We start from the raw sequence: 24,609 nt of genomic DNA on the forward strand, positions 1-24,609 counted from the left end.
GGGTGTCGGAGGAAGAATGCCCGAGCGTCCCAGTTGCCGGCTATCGATATCCTGCCGACTTATGTCGCCAAGCAGCCAAGATGTGGACGGTCCCGCCCGGGTACCCCTGGCCGACCGTGACCGGATCGACTGGCACCACCACGGACGCCACCAGCTTGTCTGCCCCCGCAACGGAGTGCTGGCCGTGTCGACGCCGACGGGAATGTGGACGGTGCCACCGGACCGGGCGGTGTGGATTCCGGCCGGGGTCGCCCACGCCCATCGGGCGTACGGGCCCACCGACATGCGCGCGATCATGTTCGATCGCCCACTGAATCCGATGGGCGTGGATCAACCGACCGCCCTGGCCGTCTCGCCGCTGCTGCGCGAGGTGATCGTCAGCCTCACCGACGGCGAGGAGCTGACCGACGACGAACGGGACAACCTCGAACGCGTGGCGCTCGACCAGCTACGACGTGCGACCACACTGCGCCTTCGCCTGCCGTACCCGGCCGATTCCCGGCTGCGGGATCTTGCCGAGATCCTGCTCGAGGACCCCACCGACCGTCGCACCCTCGGCGAGCTGGGCACTGCCGTGGGAGCCGGCGCGCGTACCCTCAGCCGGCTGTTCCGGGAGCAGACCGGAATGTCGTTCCCGCACTGGCGGACGCAGCTGCGGTTGCATCACTCGCTCACGTTGATCGCCGTGGGTGAATCGGTGACCACGACCGCCGCGGCCAGTGGTTACAGCGGCCCCAGCGCCTTCATTCAGGCGTTCCGGGCCTACTTCGGGATGACGCCGGGCGAGTACTGCCGGAGCCGGCAGGGGCGCGATTCTCCTCCGACGGGCGCTACGCAGCACCGGTGGCGAAACCCCGTGGACGAGCACCGGCCGTGATCGGGAAACTGCCGGGATGGAACCGACACAGACGGCGCTCATCGTGCCGATACCCGAGGCCGAGGAAGCGGTGGGCCGGTTTCGGGAATCCCTCGACCCCGCTGCCTCCTGGGGCGTGCCGGCACACGTGACAGTCCTCTACCCGTTCCTGCCTCCGCAGCAGATCAGCGACCAGGTCCTGGCAGTACTGCGCAAGGCCATTGCCGGCATACCGCGGTTCGAGGTTGCGTTTACTCACATCGGCTGGTTCGGCGACACGGTCGTATGGCTCGCACCGCAGCCCGACCGTCCGTTCCGGAACCTCACCGCGGCGGTGTGGCAGCGGTTTCCCGAGACCGCCCCCTATGCCGGGGCGCACACCGAGGTGGTGCCGCACCTGACCATCGGTAGCGACGCCCCCGAGCCCACCCTGAGCCACGCCGCCGAGACGGTCTCCGCGCAGCTGCCGATCAACGCGGCCGTCGACATGGTGCGACTCATCGCCGGAACGCCGGGCCTGAGCCCATGGCGTACCGTCTGCGAGTTTCCGCTGGGGGCGGATCGCTGAGTACGTTCGGCAGTCCTCCGCGTACCGGGCCAGCCCCTCTGTCAGAGGCGCTACCGCAGGCGTACCCCGGTGGGTCGGCACCTGCGCTACCAGCAGGCCCGGGTGCGGAGCCTGGCGTCCGGTGTGAGTCGGTGCCAGCCTGGGGGCGTGCGGTACGACCCTCAACGGCACGTCTGGGCGGCGCTCTCCATCACCGACGTCTGCTCGCTGCTCGGCCGCTGTCCGGCCCGCTGGTGGCTCTCCGGTGGATGGGCCATCGACCACTGGTTGGGCGCGGTCAGCCGCCAGCACGGCGACATCGACGTCAGCACCCTCCGGCCGGGGCTCCCAGCCCTGCTCGGCAGCATGCCCGCCCAGCTGCGGCCGATCGCGGCCATGAGCGGGCGTCTTCTCCCGTTGACGGAGCACCTTGACGACCCCGAGCTGCGCAATATCTGGATACACGACGAGAACCGCGATCGTTTCGTCCTTCAGGTCAACGTGGAGGACGGCGACGAGTCGGTCAGGCGGTACCGCAGAGATCCACGGATCAGTCTCGGGTGGAGTTCGGCCGTCGCGACTGTCCGTGGCGTACCGACCGGAACGCTGGCCACTCAACTCCTGTGGAAGGCGCGAGATCCACGCCCGCAGGACGAGCATGACCTGAGCATCGCCGACCGCCTGTTACTCCCCGAGCAACGCCGGTGGTTGCGGATGGCGATCCGTACCGCGCACCCGCACTCGCCGTGGGCCAACGACCCCCCGGCGCGCGGCTGATCGTCGGCGCGGAACTGAGACCCGGTTCGAGCGGAGCTGCCGGACGGAATCGAATGACCTTCAGGGCCGACCCGCGCCGATGCTCGTGCTGCCGCACCGCCCGACGTCTGTTCGTTCAACTCCGCGCGAGTCGACTGGTGTCTCAGTGCGGGGATTCGCCGGACCGCAGTCCGTCGACGAGGAGCGCGACCATGCGCCGCCCGTAGTCGGGTTCCTCGTCCGGCATGGGCGCACACAGTTTGGCAACGGCGTACAGCAGGTCCTGGGCACCGACCCGGGCCCGGACCTCGCCGCTGGCCGTCGCGGCGTCGAGCAGGGACTCGAGGGCCGGTCCCAGCTTCTGCAGGAGATATCCGGGCAGGCCGTCGAACGCCGGATCGCCGGAGTGCAGGGCTGCGGCAAATCCGCGTTTGGTCGCGACGAACGCGGTGAACCGGTCGAGCCACTTCGCGAGGGCGACCCCCGGCTCGTGCGCGGCGGCCAGAGCCGGGGCAGCGTCGGCGCAGGCGTCGATCTCGCGCTCGATGACGGCCTTGATCAGGTCCGAGCGCTGCGGGAAGTGCCGGTAGAGCGTGCCGACGCCGACGCCGGCCAGATCGGTGATCTCTTTGGCGGGGGCGTCGACGCCGACGGTGCTGAAGACCGTCTTAGCCGCTTCGAGCAGGGACTCGATGTTGCGGCGCGCGTCGGTGCGCAGCCGGCGCGGGGCGCGATCGCGAACACTGAAATCTGCCGTGTTGTCGGACATGGCTGCGCCTCCCTTGCTGTTCCGGAAAGGCTTTCCGTATAGTTCCGGAAAGAGTTTCCAGATAACGACGATACCGCAGGGAGACGCTCATGCAGTACCGCACCCTGGGCCGGACGGGCATCAAGGTCAGCCCGTACGCGCTCGGCACGCTGATGTTCGCCACGGTGATCGGGAACCCCGACCCTGACGACTCGATCAAGGTCATCCACAGGGCGCTGGACGCGGGGATCAACCTCGTCGACACCGCCGATGCCTACGGCGACTCGGAGGAGATCGTGGGCAGGGCCCTCAAGGGGCGCCGCGACAAGGTCATCCTCGCGACCAAGGTGGGCCTTCCCAGGCTGAACGCGCTGCCCCGGACGCCGGGCACGGCCACCGACCCCAACCAGCGAGGCGCCTCCCGCCGCTGGATCATGAGCGCGGTCGAGGACTCGCTGCGCCGCCTGCAGACCGACCACATCGACCTCTACCAGATCCAGCGCCCGGACCCCGACACCGACATCGAGGAGACGCTCTCCGCGCTCTCCGACCTGATCCGCAGTGGCAAGGTCCGGGCGATCGGGTCGTCCACGATGCCCGCATCCGACATCATCGAGGCCCAGTGGGTCGCCGAGCGGCGCGGGCTGGAACGTTTCCACACCGAGCAGCCGCCCTACTCGATCCTCAACCGCAGCATCGAGAGCGAGGTGCTGCCGGCCGCGCAGCGCTACGGGATGGGCACGCTGGTGTGGGGCCCGCTCGGGCAGGGAATGCTCACCGGCCGGGTCCGCAAGGGCGAGCAGAACGACCTGCGCCGCGCCCGCTTCTCCAGGCACCTCACCGACGAGCGCCGGATCGACGTCGTCGAGCAGCTCATCCCGCTCGCCAACGAGGCAGGCATGCCGTTGACCCACCTCGCCATGGCATTCGCCATCGCACACCCGGGCGTGACCAGCGCAATCCTCGGCCCGCGCACGATGGAGCACCTCGACAACCTGCTCGCTGGCGTCGACGTCACGCTCACCGACGAGATCCTCGACCGGATCGACGAGATCGTCGCGCCCGGCACCGACGTCACCCGGCTCGACCAGGCCTACCTGCCCCCGGCCCTGCTGAACCCGAACCTGCGCCGGCGGCCGGTCAGTGAGCGTGGCGCCGCCTGATCAGCACGCCCCCGTCGAAGACGAAGAGCGTCTTGCCACCTTCGTCTGGCCTCGGAGCCCAATCGAAAGACCGCTCTGGGAGATCGCGGAGTCCTTCATCGAGCGGAATCCTTCATCGAGTGCGTGGCTGGCGAGCTGCCGACGACAGAGCAGGTGGCTGCCCTCCTTGGACTGGCTCTGGCCTCCTTGGCGGCACAGCGAAAGGCCCAGGTCATGATCGGCGATGAAGCCGGTGACCTGGGCCTTTCCGTGGAGCCGCCTGACGGAATCGAACCGTCGACCTACGCATTACGAGTGCGTCGCTCTAGCCGACTGAGCTAAGGCGGCAACGATCAGCAAGTGTACGGCACCCCCCGGCTCCGGACCGAGCGGGATACCCCCGCGCCGCCGCCGGCACCAACCGGACAACCACCGCCATCTGGCTAATTACCGGACAGCGCCTCGGCGGGACCGGTACTACGCTGCGGCGCGTGAGTGACGAACGCGACGATCACCAGACCCCGGCGGGCGAGCAACCCGACGGGGAGCGGGCCCCTCGCCGGCCGCGCTCCACCGACCCCCTGGAGTTGGGTTTCACCCCCCGCAAGCCGGTGCCCTGGCTGGCGCCGTTCCTGCTGATCAGCACCGGCATCCGGACACTGTTGGCGATCCTCTTCGGGGCGTACCTGGACAAGCGCGAGTTGCAGAACGCCTTCGGCGACGGCATCTTCCGCCAGGCGGGGCCGGACGGCGGACTCTGGCTCGACTACGTGGCCGACCTCGGTGACGGCTTCCACGCCACCTACTCCGTCGCGTACCTGCTGGCGCAGCCGGAGCTGACCGTGGACGGGCACCGGCTGCCCCGTGGGCAGACCCTGGTGATGGGCGGGGACCAGGTGTACCCGTCGGCGGCCTACGCGGAGTACGAGAACCGGTGCAAGGGGCCGTACCAGGCCGCGCTGCCGGCGACCCCGCCCGAGGGTCCCACGCTGTTCGCGGTGCCGGGCAACCACGACTGGTACGACGGCCTGACCGCCTTCCTGCGGTTGTTCGTCCGCTCCCGGGACCGTAACTTCGCCGGCTGGCGCACCGGGCAGTCGCGGTCGTACTTCGCCGTGGAGTTGCCGGCCGGCTGGTGGCTGCTGGGCGTCGACGACCAGTCCGGCTCATACCTGGACGACCCACAGTTGGCGTACTTCGACGAGGTGGCCCGGCGACTCACCCCCGAGTCGAAGGTGATCATCGCGGCGCCGTCGCCGACGTGGGTCAAGGCCGCCGACATCCCCACGGCGTACGACTCGATCGACTACTTCATCCGGACCATCATCGATCCGACCGGGGCGCAGGTGCGTCTGCTGCTCTCCGGCGACCTGCACCACTACGCCCGCTATGCCGGCCCGGAGCGGCAGCTGATCACCTGTGGCGGCGGCGGCGCGTACCTGTACCCGACGCACAAGCTCCCGAAGCGCATCGAGGTGCCGCCCCGGGACACGCTGACCCGACGGGCCAGCCGCACAGAGCCGTACGACCTGGTGGCCCGCTATCCGGACGCGGCCCGCTCCCGGCGCTACGGCTGGGGCATCTTCGCCCGGCTGCCGTTTCGCAACCCCGGCTTCGCCACGCTGCTCGGCACCCTGCACACCCTGCTGATGCTGGCCATGGCGGGTGCGACGGCGAACTGGGCCGACAGCACCAACCAGCGACTGTTCAGCGTCCCGCTGGTGCTGATGGTGCTCGTGACGGTGGTGGCGGCGGTGCTGTTCGCCAAGCCGCCCAGCGCCAGTGGCAAGCGGCATGTCCGGCATTGGATTCTCGGCGTCAGCCACGGCGTGGCCCAGGTGGCGCTGGCCGCCGGCGGCACCTGGGTCTGGTTGGCGCTGCCGTTCTACGACTGGCCGTGGCCGCTGCCGGCGGTCGCCGCGGCGGTGCTGTACGGCCCGGTCATCGGCCTGGTGGCCAGTCAGCTGGTGGCGGCGTACCTGCTGGTCGCCAGTGCGTTCGGGGTGAACGTCAACGAGCTGTTCGCCGGGCAGGGCATCGAGGACTCCAAGTCGTTCCTGCGGTTGCGCATCGACCCGGATGGCACGCTGACGGTGTACCCGCTCGGGGTGGACCGGGTGGCCCGCGACTGGCAGGTGAACCCCGACCAGTCCCCCACAGCCAGTTGGCTGACCCCCCGCGCCCCGCTAACCCCCCACCTGACCGAACCCCCCATCGTCCTCTCCTGACCCACCTGTTGATCAAGAGCTTTGCGTCAGAATTCGGGCTCCGAATGACGCAAAGCTCTTGATCAACAAGATGACCCCGGGGGTTAGGGGGTGTAGTGCTGGTCGTGGGCTTGGCGGGGGGCGCAGACGGAGGCGCGGGAGCAGGAGCAGCGGGAACCGTCGGCGTCCAGGCGGACGGTGACCGCGTCTCGCGGGACGCTGTGGCCGACCACCCGACCGTCGCCCTCGGGGGTGGAGACACGGCTGCCGACGGCCGGCGCGGTCTCCTGGAAGCGCTGGTACAGCGGGTGCTCGTACTTCAGGCAGCACATCAACCGGCCACACGCCCCCGAGATGCGCAGCGGGTTCAGCGGCAGATCCTGGTCCTTGGCCATCCGGATCGTCACCGGCTCGAAGTCGGTCAGGAACGTCGCGCAACACAGGTCCCGGCCACACGAACCGATGCCGCCCTGGACGCGCGCCGAATCCCGTGCCGAGAGCTGCCGCAGCTCGACCCGGCAGTGCAGGGTGGCGCCCAGGTCGCGGACCAGGGACCGGAAGTCCACCCGGTGCGGGGCGGTGAAGTAGACGGTGCTGCGCTCGCCGCCGCCGTCGCCCGAGCCGAGGACGTGGTCGACGGCCACCACCTTCATCGGCAGGCCGTGCGCACGGATCAACCGCTTCGCCGCCACCTTCGCCTCGGCCTTACGACGGCGCAGCGCCTCGTCCCGGGCCAGGTCGTCGTCACCGGCCAGCCCGACCAGCCGGGGGAAGCCGTCGGTCTCCTCGGTCACCCACTGGGCGGCCCAGACGCACTCGGCCACCTCGGGCCCGTCGTCGGTCGGCACCAGCACCCGGTCGCCCACCTGCGGGCGCAACTCGCCCGGGTCGAGGTAGTAGAGGCGCCCGTACCGGTTGAAGCTGACCGCGCAGAGCATGCCCATCCCCCCACCTTACGACGCATCACCGCAAAGGACGCAGCGGCCGATCCGCACACCGGCATCCATGACCGTCGACTCGACCTATTGCCGGGCCACCCGTCGTGCCGTTGACCCTCGCCCGGACGGTTGATTCCGGCCGCGGGTGCGGGACAAACGTCTCCGGGCGGCGTTGAGTGGAGGCAGACCTGCGGGGGGTGCAGGGGGAAGACCACGGCGTCGCCGTGGGCGCCGACTCTGCTCGGGCGCCCGCGAGCGACGCCGTGGCCTGTCCGGGGACGCGACGACCGGCTACCAGCCGACCCGGGTGGGCTGGTCGTAGCGGGGACGGCCGTCCATCGACGACCGCCAGGTGGACTCCGCCAGGCTCGGCGCCCACTGACGCAGCAGTGTCTCGGCACCGTCGTACGCGACGCACAGCACCGCCAGCACCCGCGCCGCGATCTCGGCCGCGTCGGCGACACCCGGCCCGACCGGCGTCAGGCGGGTCGGCGGACCGGTGGCGGTGGCGGCGACCACGGCCACCGCCTCGGCCGAGCGCAGCACGTCGGCCATCGTCCGGGCCAGGGCGAGGCGGCTGCCCTCCACCCAGTCGGCGAGGGCGTCCGCGTACCCGGCGGTGGATTCCAGTCGCCCGACCAGGCTCTCCGGACCCTCGTCGAGATGGCGCAGCAGCGCGGCGCGCTCCTGCCCGTACGCCGAGGCGGCCGGACCGGACCAGAGCACCGGGTCGGTGAGCGCCGCGCCGACGTCGTCGTACCCCCGGACCAGCCGGCGCACCGCGTGCCCGGCGCTGGCCAGCGGCGCCGGGTGCAGGTCGAGGAAGCCCCGGACGGCGTCACCCGGCAGCACCTGCATCCGGCGCAGCAGAGGCCAGACGCGGTGCCCCTCGGGAACGCCGGCCGCGAGCAACGCGTCCACCCGGTAGAGCAGGTTGAGGCCCGGTTCGGCGAGCCGGTCCAGCGGGTCCATCACGGCTCCCCGATGATCCGGCGGCGGGCGGCGCGGTCGACCTCGGCGTACCGGTCGGCGGCCTCGCGGACCGCCGAGGAGGCGGCGGCGAGCCGAGCGGCGGCGGCTCGCGCCTCGCGGGCCCGATCGTCGGTGGCGGCGGTCCACTGTCGGTGCAGCGCGCGACCGATCTCGCCGGGGCGGCCCGGGGCGTCCGCGCCGAACGCGGCCTGGGCCGGGTCGCTTGCGGTGACCGTGTGGGACAGCGTGGTCAGGATGGCGCTCGCCTCATCGAGCCGCGCGGAGAGCGCGCGCAGTGCGTCCATGTCAGGCCCCCGCGAGCGGTCGGTAGGCGGCGAACGTCTCGTTGTGCAGCTTCTCCCGGGCCCACTCGGCGGCGTCGGCGGCCGCGGTGACGGCGGCCTGCACCGAGCCCGCCACGTCTCGTGGGCTGCGGGTGTGCAGCGGCCCGAGGAACCGGACGTCGGTGATCCGCCCGCCGGCGGTGACCACCACCTCGACCAGCCCGTCCGGCGACCGGACGGTGACCTCGACTGTCGAGACGGCCTGGTCGAACTCGGCCTGCAGCGATTCGATGCGGCGGTAGCGCCGCACCGCCTCCTCGATCCAGGCCTCGTCGATCTCCCCCCGCGGCATCGGCGACTCCTCCCGGATGGCCCCTCACTGAGCGTGCCGTCACCGTCACCACGGCACACCGGACCGTACCGCACCGCAATCGCGCGTGTCGATGGCTGTGGACAACCGGCTGGAGCTGCGGGTCAGCCCTTCCAGAGGGCGAGCATCATCGCCTCCACCGCGATCCGTGGCTTGACGTTCGCCTCGATCGCCGCCCGGCAGGCGAGAACGGCCTCCAACCGGCGCAACGAACCCTCGGCGTCCCACTTCTGGGCCCCCGCGCCGGCGAGCGCGGCGGTGTCGGTGTGCACGGGATCGACCGGAGCCCGCAGCGCCATGGTGAGCGCGTCCCGGTAGAAGCCGGCCAGGTCGACGAGCGCCCGGTCCAGCGCGTCCCGCTGGGCCCTGGTGGCCCGCGACTTCTGCCGCTTCTCCAACTCCTTGAGCTGCCCGGCGGCACCGCGCATCGCGCCGGCCGCGCCCCGACCGGTGCCGCCCGCGCCGAGCGCGGTCTCCAGCGCGGCCCGTTCCGTCGCGTCCGACTCGGACACCGACGCCTCGGCCTCCGCCTCGGCCGCCTCGATCAGCGCGGACGCCGCGTCGAACGCCGCGCCGACGCCGGTCAGCCGGCGCGGCACGGCGAGGACCGCCTCACGCCGCTTGCGGGCCTCCGGATCACGGGCCAGCCGGCGGGCCCGGCCCACGTGCCCCTGCGCGGCAGCCGCCGCCCACTGCGCCACGTCGGGCGCGATGCCGTCCCGCCGGACCAGCACCTCGGCCACCGCGGCGGCCGGCGGCTGGCGCAGGGGTACGACACGACAGCGCGACCGGATGGTCACCGAGATGTCGTCCGGGTGGGTGGACGGGGCGCAGAGCAGGAAGACCGTACGCGGTGGCGGCTCCTCGATGGCCTTGAGCAGCGCGTTGCCGGCCGCCTCGGTGAGCCGGTCGGCATCCTCGATGACCACCACCTGCCACCGCCCGCCGGACGGGGTGCTGGCCGCGCGCAACACCAGCGCGCGCATCTCGCCGACGCCGATGGAGAGCCCTTCCGGCACCACCATCCGGACGTCGGCGTTGGTGCCGCCCATCGTGGTGTGGCAGCCGGGGCACTCGCCGCAGCCGGTGCCGTACGTGCACTGGAGGGCGGCGGCGAAGGCGCGGGCGGCGACCGAGCGACCGGAACCGGGTGGCCCGGTGAAGATCCAGGCGTGCGTCATCCCGGTGGACGGGTCCAGCACGCCGGGCTCGGTGTCGCCGGTCTCGGGAGCGGCCTCGCCGGCCGCGCCTGCGGCGATCAGCGCGGGTGCCCGGTCGGCCGCGCCGGCGCGCAGCACGGCCGCCGCCGCGCCGGCGGCCCGGCGCAGTTCGGCGACCGCCTCGTCCTGACCGACCAGATCGGCGAAGACGTCCGGCATCAGGTCTTGTGCTCCATCGTCACCAGCTCCGCGTCGGATAACTCCGGCTGCACCGAGGTGTCCGGGCCCTGCGCGGGGCGGGGGTGCACGATGCCGCCCGGCTTACCCAGCATCTCCTGCACGCGCCGGACCACCAGGCCGGTGATCTCGTCGGCCGGTCGGGACGCGTCGAGCACCAGGTAGCGCTTCGGGTCGGCGGCGGCGAGGTCCAGGAACGCGTAGCGGACGCGCTCGTGGAAGGCGATCGACTCCGCCTCGAGTCGGTCGGCGCCCGCGTTGCGCGAGGCCACCCGGGACAGGCCGGTCCGGGGCTCGACGTCGAGCAGCACCACAAGGTCCGGCTTGAGCCCTCCGGTGGCCCAGGAGGAGAGCCAGGAGACCTCGTCGACCGGAAGCGTCCGCCCGGCGCCCTGGTACGCGAGTGACGAGTCGACGTACCGGTCACTGATCACCACACCGCCACGGACCAGCGCGGGCCGGACCACTGCGGCCACGTGGTGTGCCCGGTCGGCGGCGTAGAGCAGCGCCTCGGCGCGCGGGGAGGGCGCCTCGTCGCCGGAGGTGTCCAGCACCAGCGACCGGATCCGCTGGCCGACGGCCGTGGCCCCCGGCTCGCGGGTGACCAGGACGTCGTGCCCCTGGCCGCGCAGCCGCTCGGCGAGCGCGGTGAGCTGGGTGGACTTGCCGGCGCCCTCGCCGCCCTCGAACACCACGAAGAGCCCGGCGGAGACGAACGGCTCGGAGGGCATCAGCGGGCGACCACGGATCGAGCCCCAGAGGTCGGCGAGGACGGGAACACCCTTCTTGTCGTCCATCTGGCCGAAGGCGCTGATCCCGGCGAAGATGCCGGCGGCGCCGGCGGCGAGCAGCAGCAGGCGGGTGGAGGAGATGGAGATGCCGAGGTCGGCGATTGTCAGTTTGCGGGAGCCGCCGACGCCGACCAGCACGCTGCTGAGCCCGATAGCCAGGATCAGCACCAGCCGGGTGCCGATCTGCACCACCGCGAAGACCCGGCCCCGCACCTCGTCGGCCACCTCGCCGCCCAGCAGTGTGGTGCCGGCCAGGAAAGCCATCCCGGCACCGGCGCCGACCAGGACCGCGCCGACGATCGCCATGGACAGGTGGATGGCGAAGGCGAGGGTCATCACGGCGGCGCTGGCCAGCACGATGCTCATGCCGAACCACCGGCGCCGGGACATGTCCTTGACGATCATCGGACCGAGACCGATGCCGAGGGCCAGACCGGCGAACATGGCGCCGAAGAGCAGCGAGAACGCGGCGTCGCCGGCGCCCAGCGAGTTGGCGAAGAACTTGGCCGTGCCGACGACGATGCCGCCACCGGCGAACGCCCCGAAGATGCCCAGCACCAGACCACGCACGAGCGGGGTCTTGCCGATGTACTTCCAGCCCTCGGAGAACTGCCGGAACATGCTCTGCTCGGAGCGCTCGGCCTCACCGCGTTGCGCCTCGCTGATCTCCTTGATCCCGAAGGCCACCACCAGGGCGGTGGCGAGCCGGGAGAAGGAGTTGAACCAGAGCGCGAGCTGGGCCGGTTCCGCCCAGTTCGGCAGGTCACCGCCGACGGCGCCACGGACACCACGGTCGAGCACGGCCAGGCCGATCGCGGCGGCGATCGGGGTAAGGCCGTACGTGGTGATCAGGGTGAGCTGGTTCGCCGCCTCCAGCCGGGCCCGCGGGATGAGGTTGGGGACCGCGGCCTCCTTGGCCGGGATCCAGAGCAGGGTGATCGACTCGATCAGGAAGGTGGCGATCAGCGCCCAGCCGACCACCAGACCGCCCGCGGCGCCGGTGAGGGCGTAGAGCGGGATGGACGCGAAGAGGACGAAACGCAGGAGGTCACAGATGACCATCGTCCAGCGCCTGTCGAACCGGTCGGCGAAGACGCCGGCCACCGGGCCGAGCACCAGCGCGGGCAGCAGCCGGATCGCTGTCACACCGCCGAACGCGGCGCCCTGGGCGGTGCTGCCCTGCACCTGGGAGGCGGCGAAGAGAGCGGTGGCCAGCAGACCGAGCCAGTCGCCGAAGGAGGCCGCGCCGAGCACGATCCAGAGCCGCCGGAACGGCCTGATCCGCAGAACCGAGCGGATCGCGGCGTAGCCGGACGGATCGACCTGACCGGAGCTGGACTGGTTGGCGGCGTTGCCCGACTGGTCACCCGCGCGCGACACGCCGGGCGACTCGCCGCTGTTCTGGCTTTCGATGGCCGTACCTCCACGTGCCGGCCCATCGCTGGGCACCCCCGGTGGAACACTCTAGACCCGGTGGGGGCCGCCCCACCGGCGACATTCTCCTGCTCGCTGAGCCTAGGCCGCCGGAGGCACCGGCCGCAGCCCGGGACGTACGCGAGGGTATTTCGCATTCACCGTCGGACAGTTAGCGTGCACACGTGGCCATCGAAAGCGACAAACTGCGCGACCGCCTGGACCGGGCGACCGCCCATCTCGACCCCCCATACGCCGTGGTGGATCTCACCGCCTTCGACGCCAACTCGGCGGCCCTGACCGACCGCGCCGCCGGCAAACCACTCCGGCTGGCCAGCAAGTCGGTGCGCAGCCGGGAGTTGATCGGCCGGGCACTCGCCCGACCCGGCTGGCACGGCGTCATGGCGTTCACAGTGCCCGAGGCGATCTGGCTGGTCCGCGCCGGTGTGAGCGACGACGTGCTGGTCGCGTACCCGAGCGCCGACCGGGCGGCCCTCGCCGAGCTGGCCGCCGACCCGACGCTCGCCGCCGCGATCACCCTGATGATCGACGGCACCGGGCAGCTGGACTTCATCGACGCCGTCCGCGCCCCGGGGCAGCGCGCCGAACTGCGGCTCTGCCTGGACCTGGACGCCTCCTGGCGACCACTGCGCGGGGTGCACGTCGGCGTCCGCCGCTCGCCGGTGCACAGCGCCCGGGCGGCCGGCGCGCTCGCCGCCGCCGTCGCCGGCCGCGCCGGCTTCCGGCTGGTCGGGCTCATGTCGTACGAGGCGCAGATCGCCGGCCTGGGCGACGCGCCGCCGGGGCGGACGCTGCTGGCCGGCGCGATCCGGCTGGCCCAGCGCGGGTCGTACCGCGAGTTGCTGGCCCGCCGGGGCGCGGCGGTGGCGGCGGTACGCGAGCACGCCGACCTGGAGTTCGTCAACGGCGGCGGCACCGGCAGCGTGGCCGCGACCAGCGCCGATCCCGCGGTCACCGAGGTCACCGCGGGATCGGGCCTGTACGGGCCGACGCTGTTCGACGCGTACCGCGCCTGGCGGCCCACCCCCGCGGCGTTCTTCGCCTGCGCGGTGGTCCGCCGGCCGACGCCGGAGCTGGCGACGGTGCTGGGCGGCGGCTGGATCGCCTCCGGCCAGGCCGCCGACAGCCGGTTGCCCCGGCCGTGGCTGCCGGCCGGCCTGAAGCTCGTCGCCACGGAGGGCGCCGGCGAGGTGCAGACTCCGCTGTCCGGCGCGGCGGCGGCCACCCTGAAGGTCGGCGACCGGGTGTGGTTCCGGCACGCCAAGGCCGGTGAGCTGTGCGAACGGGTCAACGAGCTGCACCTGGTCGAGGGGGACGCGATCGTGGCGACCGTGCCCACCTACCGGGGCGAGGGCCACGCGTTCCTCTGACGGGCCGCCCCGCGCGCCGGCTCAGGCGTGCTGGACGGCCTCGGCCTGCTGCTCGGCGGCGGGTCGACCGCTGTCGCGCCCGTCGACCTGGCGATGCAGGTACTCCCGGATCAGCGCCTTCGCCTCAAGCAGCACCCGCTCGTCGCCGTCGGACTTCCGCCGGAACGCGAGCTTGATCAACGCGTCGGCGGCCTCCACCGCGATCTCCAGGACGAAGCGCAGCTTCGGCACGTCGGTGAGCCCGAAGCGCTCGGTGAGCACCCGCGCCAACTGGTCGGCGATCACGCCGTTGTTGTCCCGCTGCTCATCGAGCAGGTGCAGGTCGACCACGTCGCCGAAGTGCAGAGTACGGAAGCCGGGGACGGTGCGGTGCATCGTGATGTACTCGTCGATGCCCGCGTCGACGCCGTCCCACCAGTGGGTCATCTCGTCGGAGGCGAAGCGCTCGTCGAGCCGCTGCAGGTAGGACTCCATCGTGCGCAGGGTCAACGCCTGCACGATCGCCCGCTTGTCCGGGAAGAACTGATAGACCGACCCGATCGCCACTTCGGCCCGCTCGGCGAGCAGGGTCGTCGTCAGACCCTCGTACCCCACCTCGTCGACGAGTTCGGCGCAGGCATCCAACATGCGCTGTACCCGCGCGACACTTCGACCCTGCACCGGTACGCGGCGCAGCGGCCCGGTCGTGGCGGCTGGTGTGGACACTCGGCGCCACCCCCCTTCGACGGATGAACATATCTCCACGTCACGAGTCCGTGACTACCGGTACAACGAGCGGATCGCAATTGCGGTATTTACCAGGTACAACGTTCCTGATATGAAGTCAGTTCATATTCATGAACGAGGAGCGCGCATGGTCGGCACCGCACCGCTCACCGCCCGCTGGTCCAACTGGGCCGGCAACCAGCGTGGCAGCGCCACAGCGATCCTGCGCCCCGGCTCGCCGGACGACGTCGCCGAAGCCGTACGCGCCACCGCCGCCGCCGGAGGCCGGATCCGCGTCGCCGGCAGCGGCCACTCCTTCACCGCTGTCGCCCTGGCCGACGACCGGCGGATGGAGCTGTCCGAGTTGGACACCGGTGTCAGTGTCGACGTCGCGCGCCGACTCGTCACGGTACCGGCGGGAATGACCCTGCACACGCTCAACGGGCTGCTCGCCCGGCACGGCCTCGCACTGCCCAACCTCGGTGACATCGACGCGCAGACAATCGCCGGCGCGATCTCCACCGGCACCCACGGCACCGGCGCCGGCTTCGGCTGCCTGTCCACCTTCGTCGAGGCCCTCACCCTGGTCACCGGCACCGGCGAGGTGCTGCGCTGCTCCGCCGACGAGCATCCCGACGTCTTCGCCGCCGCCCGGGTCGCGCTCGGCGCGCTCGGCGTCCTGGTCGAGGTGACCCTGCGCTGCGTGGACGCCTTCGTCCTGCACGCCCACGAACGCCCCGCCGCGCTGGCCGACGTGCTCGGCGACCTGCCCACGCTGATCGGCGGCCACGACCACGTCGAGTTCTACTGGTTCCCCTACACGTCCCGGGTCCAGGTCAAGACCAACAACCGGGCGCCCGCCAACGACCGGCCGCTGCCCCGCTGGCGCGGCTGGCTGGACGACGACTTCCTGTCCAACACGGTCTTCGCCGGCGCCTGCCGACTCGGCCGAGCCGTGCCGGCGCTGGCACCGGGCATCAGCGCCGTCTCCGCCCGCGCGCTCACCGAACGGCAGTACACCGGGCGCTCCGACCGGGTGTTCTGCACCCCGCGCCGGGTCCGTTTCGTCGAGATGGAGTACGGCCTGCCCCGCGAGGCGCTGCCCGAGGCGCTCGCCGCGCTGCGACGGATCGTCGACGGGCTGCCGTTCAAGGTCCTCTTCCCGGTCGAGGTGCGCTTCACCGCCGCCGACGACATCTGGCTGTCGCACGGCTACGGCCGGGACAACGCGTACGTCGCCGTGCACCAGTACGTCGGCATGCCTTACGAGCCGTACTTCCAGGCCTTCGAGAAGGTCGCCGCCGGGTTGGGTGGCCGCCCGCACTGGGGCAAGCTGCACTACCGCGACGCCGCGTCACTCGCCACGGCGTACCCCCGCTTCGCCGACTTCCAGGCGGTCCGCGACCGCCTGGACCCCCACCGGGTCTTCACCAACCCCCACCTGACCCACGTCCTCGGGGTCTGACGGCGCGCTGGAGAAGTGGACCAGGACGTGGGTCACGGCCGGTGTCGAGAGGGGCTCAGCCGCCCGACGCCACCACCTGGTTCGCGCCGGCACCCAGGGCCCGGACGTAGCCGAGCACCCGCTGGTACGCCGCCCGGTAGTCGCCCCGCAGTTTCGGCGGGGTGCCCGGGTCGGCAAGCGCTGTGGTCAGGTCGACCAGCCGGAGAGCCGGTGTCAGGTCGGTCCAGGTGGGCAGCGCCTCCATCCGGGTCACCGTCCAGCGCCCCGGGGCGGTCTCGGTGAAGGTCGCCCGGGCCATCACACCCTCGCGGTTGTCGTTGATCGGCTCCTCGTGCCGGGCCAGTTCGTTGCCCATGCCGAAGACCACCCACTTGTCGCCGAAGCGCTGGAAGGGCTGCACCGCGTGGGCGTGATGGCCCAGGATGAGGTCCACGTCGGGCGACGAGATCAACTGCTCGGCCCAGGCCCGCTGGTCGGCGTCCGGCAGGTGCTGATACTCAGTACCCCAGTGCAGGCTGAGCACGACGATGTCGGCTCCGGCGGCGCGCGCCTTGTGGGCGGCGGCGAGGATCTTGGGCGGATCGATCAGGTTGGCCAGCCACGGCTGACCCGGGGGTCGGGTCAGCCCGTTGAAGTTCAGGCTGTACGCCAGGTGGGCGACGCGGACGTCGCCGACCTGGTAGATCCGGGGCCGGGCCGCTTCGGCGGCGCTGCGGGCGCTGCCGGTGTGTCCCAGCCCGGCGGCGTCGAGTGCGCGGATGGTCCGGGCCACCCCGTCGGCGCCCTGGTCGAGGGTGTGGTTGGAGGCGGTCGAACAGCCGTCGAAGCCTGTGGTGCGCAGCCCGTCGAGCACCTGCGGGGGCGCGTTGAACGACGGATAGCCAGCGAACGGACCGGCGGGATCGGCCAGTGGCGTCTCGAGGTGGCACAGCGCCAGGTCGGCGCCGCGGACCGCCGGGGCGACCCCGGCGAACATCGGGGCGAAGTCCATGCCGCCGGCACGGGCAGCGTCCCGGCGTGCCTGCTCGGTCACCGCTGGATGGATCAGAACGTCACCCGCGGCGACGAGTCGCACCGTCCGCCGGTTGGCGGGATCCCGGGTCGGCCCGGTGGACGACCCGGGGGCGACGGTCTGCGGCGAAGCGTGCGACGCGGTGGCGCCGGCCGGCGAGGGGCTGTCGGCGTCCATCGTCCGGATGCCGACCGCGGCCACGGCGAGCAGCAGCGCACCCGCCGCAGCACCGACGAGCACGCGGCGGCGCGGGACCGGGGTTGCGAACATCCCCTCACGTTAGGCAGTCCACACCAGAGCCCCGCCACCGAATCGGACATTTTAACCCATTAGGGGCGGCGTGCCGGCTGTCACTCCTCGGCGGGGCTGGCGGTGGCCTTCTTCGAGGCCGCCTTCTTCGCCGGGGCCGCCTTCCTGGCCGCCGTCGCCTTGGCGGTGGTGGTCTTCTTCGCGGCAGTGGACTTGCTGGCGGCGGCCGTCTTCTTGGTGGCCGTCGCCTTCTTCGCGGGCGCCTTCTTCGCCGCCGCCTTCTTGCGCGGCGCCGGACCCTTGGCACGCTTGTCGGCCAGCATCTCCGAGGCTTCCTCGAGGCTCAACGCCTCCGGGGTCTGCCCGCGCCGCAGGGACGCGTTGAACTCGCCGTCGGTGACGTACGGGCCGAAACGCCCATCCTTGATCACGAGCGGTTTCTCGGTCAGCGGGTCGACGCCCATCTCCCGCAGTGGCGGCGCGGCGGCCCGCCGGCCCCGGGTCTTCGGCGCGGCCAGCAGGGCCAACGCGTCGTCCAGGCTGACCGTGAACATCTGCTCTTCGGACTCCAGCGAGCGGAACTCCTCGCCCCGCTTCACGTACGGGCCGTAGCGACCGTTGTTGGCGAACACCTCGACGCCGTCGGGCGCCACGCCCACCAACCGGGGCAGGCTGAGCAGCCGCAGCGCCTCCTGGAGGGACAGCGAATCCGGAGTCTGCGACCGCAGCAGCGACGACTTCCGCTCACCACTGGACACGTACGGGCCGAAGCGGCCGGACTTCAGCACGATCGGCTCGCCGGTGGCGGGGTCGTCGCCGAGCTTGCGCTCGCCGCTGCCACCGAGGAACAGCTCGTGCACCTTCTCCGGGGTCAGCTCGTCCGGGGCGAGGCCCTCGGGGATCGGCGCCCGGTCGCCCTGGGGGCCGCTCTCCTCGCCCTCACCCGTGGCGGCCGGCGTCGGCTGCTCACCGCCGGGCAGCTCCCGCTGGAGGTACGGCCCGTACCGGCCGACCCGGACGACGACCTCGCGGCCGTCCTCGTCGGTGAAGAGCGGGATGGAGTTGACGCTGCGGGCGTCGATGTCGCTGAGGTTCTCGGTGACCAGCTTCTTCAACCCGCCGGAACGGGCGATGTCCTGGTCACCGGCACCGTTGGAGCTGCCGAAGTAGAACGCGGTGAGGAAGTCGACGGCCGCGTGGTCACCGCCGGCGATCTCGTCCAGCTCGTTCTCCATGCTGGCCGTGAAGTCGTAGTCGATCAGGCGGGGATAGTGCCGTTCCATCAGGCCGATCACCGCGAAGGCCAGGAACGTGGGGATCATCGCCTGGCCGCGCTTGGTGACGTACCCCCGGTCCTGGATCGTCTGCATGATCGACGCGTAGGTCGACGGACGGCCGATGCCCAGCTCTTCCAGGGCCTTGACCAGCGACGCCTCGGTGTAGCGCGACGGCGGCTGGGTGTGGTGACCCTGCGCGGCCAGCTCGTCGGCGGTCAGCGGCTGGTCCTTGACCAGGGTGGGCAGCCGGCGCTCGGCGTCCTCGGCCTCGGCGTTCTCGTCGTCGCTGGACTCGACGTACGCGCGCAGGAAGCCCGGGTCGGTGATGGTCTTGCCGGTCGCGCCGAAGTCGGCCTCCTCCTGCGAGGTGGAGACCGCCCGGATGCGCACCGACACGCTGGAACCGACCGCGTCGGTCATCTGCGAGGCGATCGTCCGCCGCCAGATCAGCTCGTAGAGCTTGAACTCCTCGGCGGACAGCTCCTTGGCCACCTCGCCCGGGGTGCGGAAGTTGTCCCCCGCCGGGCGGATCGCCTCGTGCGCCTCCTGCGCGTTCTTCACCTTGCCGGTGTAGCGGCGCGGCTCCGGCGGAACGCTGCGCTCGCCGTACAGCTCGACGATCTGCCGGCGGGCCGCCGAGATGGCGGTCTCCGACAGGTTCACCGAGTCGGTACGCATATAGGTGATGTAGCCGTTCTCGTAGAGCCGCTGCGCGGTACGCATCGTCTGCTGCGAGGACAGGCGCAGCTTGCGGGCCGCCTCCTGCTGGAGCGTCGAGGTGATGAACGGCGCGTACGGGCGGCGACGGTAGGGCTTCTCCTCGACGCGGGTGACGGTGAACGGCCGGCCCTCAAGGCGGGCCGCGAGCCCTCGGGCACCGCCCTCGTCCAGGTGGACGACGCCGGCGCCGGCCCGGACCCGACCCGTGGTCGGCTCGAAGTCCTTACCGGTGGCGATCCGGTCGCCGTTCAACGCGATCAGGGTGGCGTTGAAGGCCCGGGGCCCCTCGCCGGCGTTCGCCACGGCGAGGGTGGCCAGGATGTCCCAGTATTCGGCGGTGCGGAACGCCATCCGCTGCCGCTCCCGCTCGACCACGATCCGGGTCGCCACGGACTGCACCCGGCCGGCCGAGAGCTTCGGCATGACCTTCTTCCACAGCACCGGGGAGACCTCGTAGCCGTAGAGGCGGTCGAGGATCCGCCGGGCCTCCTGGGCGTCGACCAGGTCGCGGTCGATCTCCCGGGGGTTGGCCACCGCCGCCTGGATCGCCGGCTTGGTGATCTCGTGGAAGACCATCCGCTTGACCGGCACCTTGGGCTTGAGCGTCTCCACCAGGTGCCAGGCGATCGCCTCGCCCTCGCGGTCCTCATCCGTGGCCAGGAAGATCTCGTCGACCTCCTTGGCCAGCTTCACCAGCTTGCTGATCTGCTGGCGGCGGTCGGCGGAGACGACGTAGAGCGCGTGGAACCCGTTGTCCACGTCCACCCCGAGGCGGGCCCAGGACTCGCCCTTGTACTTGGCCGGCACGTCGGCGGCGTTGCGCGGCAGGTCGCGGACGTGACCGAAGCTGGCCTCCACGACGTACCCCGGGCCCAGGTAGCCCGAGATCGTCTTGGCCTTCGCCGGTGACTCGACGATGACCAGACGGGTGGTTCCAGCTTTGCTCGGCACGTCTCTGTCGACCTCACTCCTGCTCGTGGCCTTCCGGCGCCCGGACAGCGACCGCTCTCGACCCCGCCGTGGCACCGGCGGTCCGGATGTCCAACGTAACCCGCCGTCCGCGTTTCGGGTTTCGCGGGCGGCAATCCGCTGCGGCGCGGCGCTCACCGCCCCGCCGCGCTCGGCACTGCCGGACGGCGCCACCGTACACCGTGAGTAGGGCTCGAAGCGGGTCACTGTGACGATGGCGGACCCTCGGCCGAGGCCCGACCCGGCTGTTTTCCTCTGGATCGGCCCGCCAGCTGTCCGTCACCGGACACCCCGTCCCATACCCCCCACCCGCGTCGATCATGAGGTTGTGGTGGGCGTTCAGCCCCGAAGGAGAGGAAAGTCCACCACCACAACTCCATGATCGGCAACGAGGGGGCGGGGTCAGGAGCGGCGGGGTCAGGGCCAGGCGTCTGGTGGTGCGGCCGGTGGCGGTTCGCCGACCAGTTCGGCGAGCCGCGCCATCCGGCGTCGGCCGGTGATCCGGTACGCCGGGCCGCCCTCGCCGGGGCCGAGCAACGTGCCGTCCAGGCCGGCGGCGGCGAGGGCGGCGCCGATCGCGTCCCACGACTCCTGATCGCCCTCGCCGAGCCGCAGCAGGAAGCCGCCGGGCGGCTCCGGGGTCCCGGCGGCGGCGAGCCAGAGCCGCAGCCGCCGGCCGGTCAGGTGGAAGACCTCCGGCGGGCGCTTCGCCGAGCCGTGCAGCCACGCGACCGCGAGCGGCTTCAACAGCCGGGTGTACGACGTCCGGACGGTGTGTCGCTCGTCCTCGGTCGGCTCCCAGCTCGCGGCCAGCCCGCGCAGCGCCAGTTCGGCGACGAGCACGTGCACCCGCCAGGCGGCGTCCACCCGCACCGCGAGCCGGGCCGTGCCGCCCATCCGGACCACCTCGCCCGGCCCGGCCAGCAGACCGGCCAGATCTGCGACCGCCGGTTCGGCGGCATCCGCGCCGAAGAAGACCAGTTGCCGCCCCGCGTCGTCGGCGTGCGGCTGCCCCGGACGACCCGACTCCGATCGGGCCGGGCCGCCGCGTCGCCGGCCGGCACCCGACGTCGCCGCGCCGGTGTCCGGCGGATCGGGCTCGGGTGCGGGAAACAGCGCCGGCAGCGGCTGCGCCGCCGGAGAGTCCCCGAGCCCCTTCAGCGACACTCCGGCACCTCGTCGAATGCCTGTTTCAACTCCTCGGAGTTGAGCTGGCTGGTGTCCAGGGCGCTGGCGTCGTACTCCTTGTTCAGCGTCTCGACGGCGGCCCGCACGCCGTCGTAGAAGGCGGCCGGCTCGCTGGTGCCCAGCCCCTCGATGGTGTCCCGGGCCCGGCCGTAGGCGTCCCGCATCTTGCTCAGCGAGCTGCGGAACCCGGCGGAAATCGCCTCGCCGTTGTCGGTCTCCGGGACGCCGGCCTGCTCGACCTTGCGGCGCGCGGTCTCACTGGCCTGCTCCGCACCGCCGAAGAGCCGCACCAGGTTCTCCTTGGCCTGCGCCGGAGTGGTCTGCGCCGTCATCTGCTGATCGGCGCTGCTGGTCAACTTGCTGATCTCGGAGCGCCACGGCGTGAGCGCGCCGCAGACCGACGCCGCCCAGGCCCGCGGGCTGGGCCCACCACCGCAACCGGAGAGGACGACGACGATCGTGGCCAGGACCACCGTGAGCTTTCCGGCGGCAGACGCCCGGCACGTACGCATGCGTTGCAGCGTACGGCCTGCGGCCAGGCCTGGCACCGGTCCGGATGGCCGGGGTCCCCGCCCGACGGGTACGTCGGACGGGGACCCCGGTGCCGGTGTCGCTCAGGCGTTGACCGTCTCCGGCCGGTGGTCGGCGCTGCCCGCACCGGTGTTGCCGCCGGCGTCGGAGTCGTCCATCGCGATGCCCTTGCGCTTGCTGAACACCACCGACGCCACGATGATCGCCGTCGCCACCAGCGCGATGGTCACCCGCAGGCCGACGTTGCGGTCGTCGCCGACGCTCCACGCCACCACGGCGGGCGCGATCAGCAGCGAGACCAGGTTCATCACCTTGATCAGCGGGTTGATCGCCGGGCCGGCGGTGTCCTTGAACGGGTCGCCGACGGTGTCGCCGATGACCGTGGCGGCGTGCGCCTCGGAGCCCTTACCGCCGTACGCGCCGTCCTCGACCAGCTTCTTGGCGTTGTCCCACGCGCCACCGGAGTTGGCCAGGAAGACCGCCATCAGGGTGCCGGCGCCGATCGCACCGGCGAGGTACGCCGCCAGCGCGCCGGGCCCGAGGCCGAAGCCGACAGCGATCGGCGCCAGGATGGCGAGCAGACCGGGGGTCATCAGCTCGCGCTGCGCGTCCCGGGTGCAGATGTCGACGACCTTGCCGTACTCCGGGCGCTGGGTGCGGTCCATGATGCCGGGCAGCTCACGGAACTGCCGGCGGACCTCCATCACCACGGCGCCGGCCGAGCGGGACACCGCGTTGATGGCCAGCCCGGAGAAGAGGAAGACGACAGCCGCACCGATGATCAGGCCGACGAGGTTGCGCGGGTTGGCCACGTTCAGCGAGTTGAGGATCTCGGTCCCGACGTCGCCCACACCGGCGTCCGCGTACGAGGTGCGCAGCGTGTCGGTGTACGAGCCGAACAGCGCGGTCGCCGCCAGCACCGCCGTGGCGATCGCGATGCCCTTGGTGATCGCCTTGGTGGTGTTGCCGACCGCGTCCAGCTCGGTGAGCGTCCGGGCGCCGTGCTCGTCGATGTCGCCGGACATCTCGGCGATGCCCTGCGCGTTGTCGGAGATCGGTCCGAAGGTGTCCATGGCGACGATGACGCCGACGGTGGTGAGCAGGCCGGTGCCGGCCAGCGCCACCGCGAACAGCGACAGCGTGATGGAACTGCCGCCGAGCAGGAACGCCCCGAAGACGCCAGCGCCGATCAGCAGCGCCGAGTAGACAGCCGACTCCAGCCCGATGCTGATGCCGGCGAGGATCACCGTGGCGGCGCCGGTCTGCGAGCTCTTGCCGATGTCCTGCACCGGCCGGCGGTTGGTCTCGGTGAAGTACCCGGTCAGCGCCTGGATCGCCGCGGCCAGCACGATGCCGATCACGACCGCGCCGATGGCCACCAGTCGCGGGTTACGGTCGACGTCGGTGAGGCCACCCTCCAGCTCGGCGAAGGTCGCCGGCAGGTACGCGTACGCGGCGATCGCCACCAGCACCGCGGAGAGCACGGCGGAGATGTAGAAGGCCCGGTTGATCGCGGTGAGGCCGCTGCGGTCGGAGGCGCGCAGCCGGGTGATGAAGACGCCGACGATGGCGACCAGCACGCCGATGGTGGAGATGATCAGCGGGAAGACCAGCCCGTCCTCGCCGAAGGCGGCGCGGCCGAGGATCAGCGCTGCGACAAGCGTCACCGCGTACGACTCGAAGAGGTCGGCGGCCATGCCGGCGCAGTCACCGACGTTGTCGCCCACGTTGTCGGCGATGGTGGCGGCGTTGCGCGGGTCGTCCTCGGGGATGCCCTGCTCGACCTTGCCGACCAGGTCCGCGCCGACGTCGGCGGCCTTGGTGAAGATGCCGCCGCCGACCCGCATGAACATCGCCAGCAGCGCGGCGCCGAAGCCGAAGCCCTCCAGCACCGTGGGCGCGTCACCCCGGTAGACCAGGACGACGAGCGCGGCGCCGAAGAGACCGAGGCCGACGGTGAGGAAGCCGACCACGCCGCCGGTCCGGAAGGCGATCTTCATGGCAGCCTCGCGGCCGCCCTGCCGCTCCCGGGCGGCGGCGGCCACGCGCAGGTTGGCGCGGGTCGCCAACCACATGCCGGCACCGCCGATGGACGCGCTGAACACGGCGCCCACGATGAAGAAGAGCGAGCGGCCGAGCTTCACGGCCACCTCGCTGCCGTCGGTGTCGTGCACCGGCAGCAGGAAGAGCAGCACCACGGCGACGACGACGAAGATCGCCAAGGTGCGGAACTGGCGGAGCAGGTAGGCCGAGGCGCCCTCCTGGACCGCCCCCGAGATCTCCTGCATGTTCGTGGTGCCCTTGCCGGCTGCCAGCACCGTCTTCGTCAGCGCGGCGGCGAAGACGAGCGCCACCAGCGCGATGACCGCGGCGATGACGACGTATGTGACATTGCTTCCGGTAAGGGAAAGCCCGCCGCCATCGGCGGCCAAGGTCTCGGACATCTGTGTCCTCCTGTTACCGAACACTCGCGTCGACGGGTGGAGACGCACCGGTCGACGCCTGGATGCGGACTCGCAAGCGCGCGCCAACCCACCCCAGCGGACCAGCGATGACCACCCATACCCGCTGGCTGCGGGTTGGATCACTTGCTGACAACCCGGGTACTGTAGCCCTCCACAGTGTTCGAGGTCACACCGAGGTGGCACCGTGTCTCGATGATCTTCGTCGCTGTGTTATGA

20 protein-coding genes and 1 tRNA gene are annotated in these 24,609 nt (G+C 71.7%); 7 read left to right on the top strand and 14 right to left on the bottom strand.

Going from position 1 to position 24,609, the window contains the following annotated elements:
• Positions 1 to 82 precede the first annotated feature (82 nt).
• The 3 genes from AB0B97_RS06205 (at position 83) to AB0B97_RS06215 (ending at position 2,180) form a co-directional block, all read left to right on the top strand.
• Complete coding sequence (locus AB0B97_RS06205; RefSeq protein ID WP_357491109.1) at positions 83 to 877, top strand: helix-turn-helix transcriptional regulator; 795 nt, start codon at positions 83 to 85, stop codon at positions 875 to 877.
• A 16-nt stretch (positions 878 to 893) separates the two neighbouring features.
• Positions 894 to 1,424, top strand: coding sequence for a 2'-5' RNA ligase family protein (locus AB0B97_RS06210; RefSeq protein WP_357491111.1), 531 nt, complete (start codon positions 894 to 896; stop codon positions 1,422 to 1,424).
• A 147-nt stretch (positions 1,425 to 1,571) separates the two neighbouring features.
• A complete protein-coding gene (locus AB0B97_RS06215; RefSeq protein ID WP_357491113.1) occupies positions 1,572 to 2,180 on the top strand; it encodes a hypothetical protein in 609 nt (202 codons plus the stop codon).
• A 142-nt stretch (positions 2,181 to 2,322) separates the two neighbouring features.
• Here AB0B97_RS06215 and AB0B97_RS06220 read toward each other — a convergent pair whose 3' ends face one another.
• Entirely contained in the window at positions 2,323 to 2,928 is a 606-nt protein-coding gene (locus AB0B97_RS06220; RefSeq protein WP_357491115.1) for a TetR/AcrR family transcriptional regulator, read from the bottom strand.
• A gap of 89 nt (positions 2,929 to 3,017) precedes the next feature.
• On the opposite strand from AB0B97_RS06220, the gene AB0B97_RS06225 reads away from it, so the two are divergent.
• A complete protein-coding gene (locus AB0B97_RS06225) occupies positions 3,018 to 4,070 on the top strand; it encodes an aldo/keto reductase (RefSeq protein WP_357491117.1) in 1,053 nt (350 codons plus the stop codon).
• A gap of 250 nt (positions 4,071 to 4,320) precedes the next feature.
• On the opposite strand, the gene AB0B97_RS06230 is transcribed toward AB0B97_RS06225, so the two are convergent.
• A tRNA-Thr gene (locus tag AB0B97_RS06230) sits at positions 4,321 to 4,397 on the bottom strand.
• Positions 4,398 to 4,540: 143 nt separating this feature from the next.
• Here AB0B97_RS06230 and AB0B97_RS06235 point away from each other — a divergent pair.
• The gene (locus tag AB0B97_RS06235; RefSeq protein ID WP_357491119.1) at positions 4,541 to 6,277 is read left to right on the top strand and encodes a metallophosphoesterase; all 1,737 of its coding nucleotides are present in this window, start codon (positions 4,541 to 4,543) and stop codon (positions 6,275 to 6,277) included.
• An 83-nt stretch (positions 6,278 to 6,360) separates the two neighbouring features.
• On the opposite strand, the gene ricT is transcribed toward AB0B97_RS06235, so the two are convergent.
• From ricT to tmk, 6 genes are all read right to left on the bottom strand, one after another.
• Positions 6,361 to 7,200 (bottom strand): regulatory iron-sulfur-containing complex subunit RicT, encoded by an 840-nt coding sequence (gene ricT, locus AB0B97_RS06240; protein WP_234584157.1) that lies wholly within the window; start codon positions 7,198 to 7,200, stop codon positions 6,361 to 6,363.
• Between the two features lie 285 nt (positions 7,201 to 7,485).
• Positions 7,486 to 8,166, bottom strand: a complete 681-nt coding sequence (locus AB0B97_RS06245) for a hypothetical protein (RefSeq protein WP_357491121.1) — start codon at positions 8,164 to 8,166, stop codon at positions 7,486 to 7,488.
• Positions 8,166 to 8,471: a hypothetical protein gene (locus tag AB0B97_RS06250; RefSeq protein WP_357491123.1), complete on the bottom strand. Its 306-nt coding sequence runs from the start codon at positions 8,469 to 8,471 to the stop codon at positions 8,166 to 8,168. Before AB0B97_RS06250 ends, AB0B97_RS06245 begins: the two co-directional genes overlap by 1 nt.
• A gap of 1 nt (position 8,472) precedes the next feature.
• Entirely contained in the window at positions 8,473 to 8,802 is a 330-nt protein-coding gene (locus AB0B97_RS06255) for a YbaB/EbfC family nucleoid-associated protein (protein ID WP_007454690.1), read from the bottom strand.
• Between the two features lie 122 nt (positions 8,803 to 8,924).
• The gene (locus tag AB0B97_RS06260) at positions 8,925 to 10,199 is read right to left on the bottom strand and encodes a DNA polymerase III subunit delta' (protein WP_357491126.1); all 1,275 of its coding nucleotides are present in this window, start codon (positions 10,197 to 10,199) and stop codon (positions 8,925 to 8,927) included.
• Positions 10,199 to 12,289 (bottom strand): dTMP kinase, encoded by a 2,091-nt coding sequence (tmk, locus tag AB0B97_RS06265; RefSeq protein WP_357492046.1) that lies wholly within the window; start codon positions 12,287 to 12,289, stop codon positions 10,199 to 10,201. The genes AB0B97_RS06260 and tmk overlap by 1 nt, the downstream gene beginning before the upstream one ends.
• A gap of 317 nt (positions 12,290 to 12,606) precedes the next feature.
• On the opposite strand from tmk, the gene AB0B97_RS06270 reads away from it, so the two are divergent.
• Entirely contained in the window at positions 12,607 to 13,812 is a 1,206-nt protein-coding gene (locus AB0B97_RS06270) for an amino acid deaminase/aldolase (protein WP_357491127.1), read from the top strand.
• Between the two features lie 21 nt (positions 13,813 to 13,833).
• On the opposite strand, the gene AB0B97_RS06275 is transcribed toward AB0B97_RS06270, so the two are convergent.
• Positions 13,834 to 14,439: a TetR/AcrR family transcriptional regulator gene (locus AB0B97_RS06275; protein ID WP_234584216.1), complete on the bottom strand. Its 606-nt coding sequence runs from the start codon at positions 14,437 to 14,439 to the stop codon at positions 13,834 to 13,836.
• 226 nt (positions 14,440 to 14,665) lie between these two features.
• Between AB0B97_RS06275 and AB0B97_RS06280 the strand changes: the two genes are divergently transcribed.
• Positions 14,666 to 15,982: a D-arabinono-1,4-lactone oxidase gene (locus AB0B97_RS06280; RefSeq protein WP_357491130.1), complete on the top strand. Its 1,317-nt coding sequence runs from the start codon at positions 14,666 to 14,668 to the stop codon at positions 15,980 to 15,982.
• A 55-nt stretch (positions 15,983 to 16,037) separates the two neighbouring features.
• Here AB0B97_RS06280 and AB0B97_RS06285 read toward each other — a convergent pair whose 3' ends face one another.
• The 5 genes from AB0B97_RS06285 to AB0B97_RS06305 form a co-directional block, all read right to left on the bottom strand.
• Positions 16,038 to 17,264, bottom strand: coding sequence for a CapA family protein (locus AB0B97_RS06285; protein ID WP_357491132.1), 1,227 nt, complete (start codon positions 17,262 to 17,264; stop codon positions 16,038 to 16,040).
• Between the two features lie 80 nt (positions 17,265 to 17,344).
• Positions 17,345 to 20,191, bottom strand: coding sequence for a type I DNA topoisomerase (topA, locus tag AB0B97_RS06290; protein ID WP_357491135.1), 2,847 nt, complete (start codon positions 20,189 to 20,191; stop codon positions 17,345 to 17,347).
• A 435-nt stretch (positions 20,192 to 20,626) separates the two neighbouring features.
• A complete protein-coding gene (locus AB0B97_RS06295) occupies positions 20,627 to 21,376 on the bottom strand; it encodes a hypothetical protein (protein ID WP_357491137.1) in 750 nt (249 codons plus the stop codon).
• Positions 21,367 to 21,909 carry a hypothetical protein gene (locus AB0B97_RS06300; RefSeq protein ID WP_357491139.1) on the bottom strand — a complete coding sequence of 181 codons (543 nt, stop codon included), beginning with the start codon at positions 21,907 to 21,909 and terminating at the stop codon, positions 21,367 to 21,369. The genes AB0B97_RS06295 and AB0B97_RS06300 overlap by 10 nt, the downstream gene beginning before the upstream one ends.
• A 102-nt stretch (positions 21,910 to 22,011) precedes the next feature.
• Positions 22,012 to 24,372: a sodium-translocating pyrophosphatase gene (locus AB0B97_RS06305; RefSeq protein ID WP_357491141.1), complete on the bottom strand. Its 2,361-nt coding sequence runs from the start codon at positions 24,370 to 24,372 to the stop codon at positions 22,012 to 22,014.
• Between the last annotated feature and the right edge of the window lie 237 nt (positions 24,373 to 24,609).

Source organism: Micromonospora sp. NPDC049004 (genome assembly GCF_040649315.1).
In the GTDB taxonomy this organism is placed as follows: domain Bacteria; phylum Actinomycetota; class Actinomycetes; order Mycobacteriales; family Micromonosporaceae; genus Micromonospora.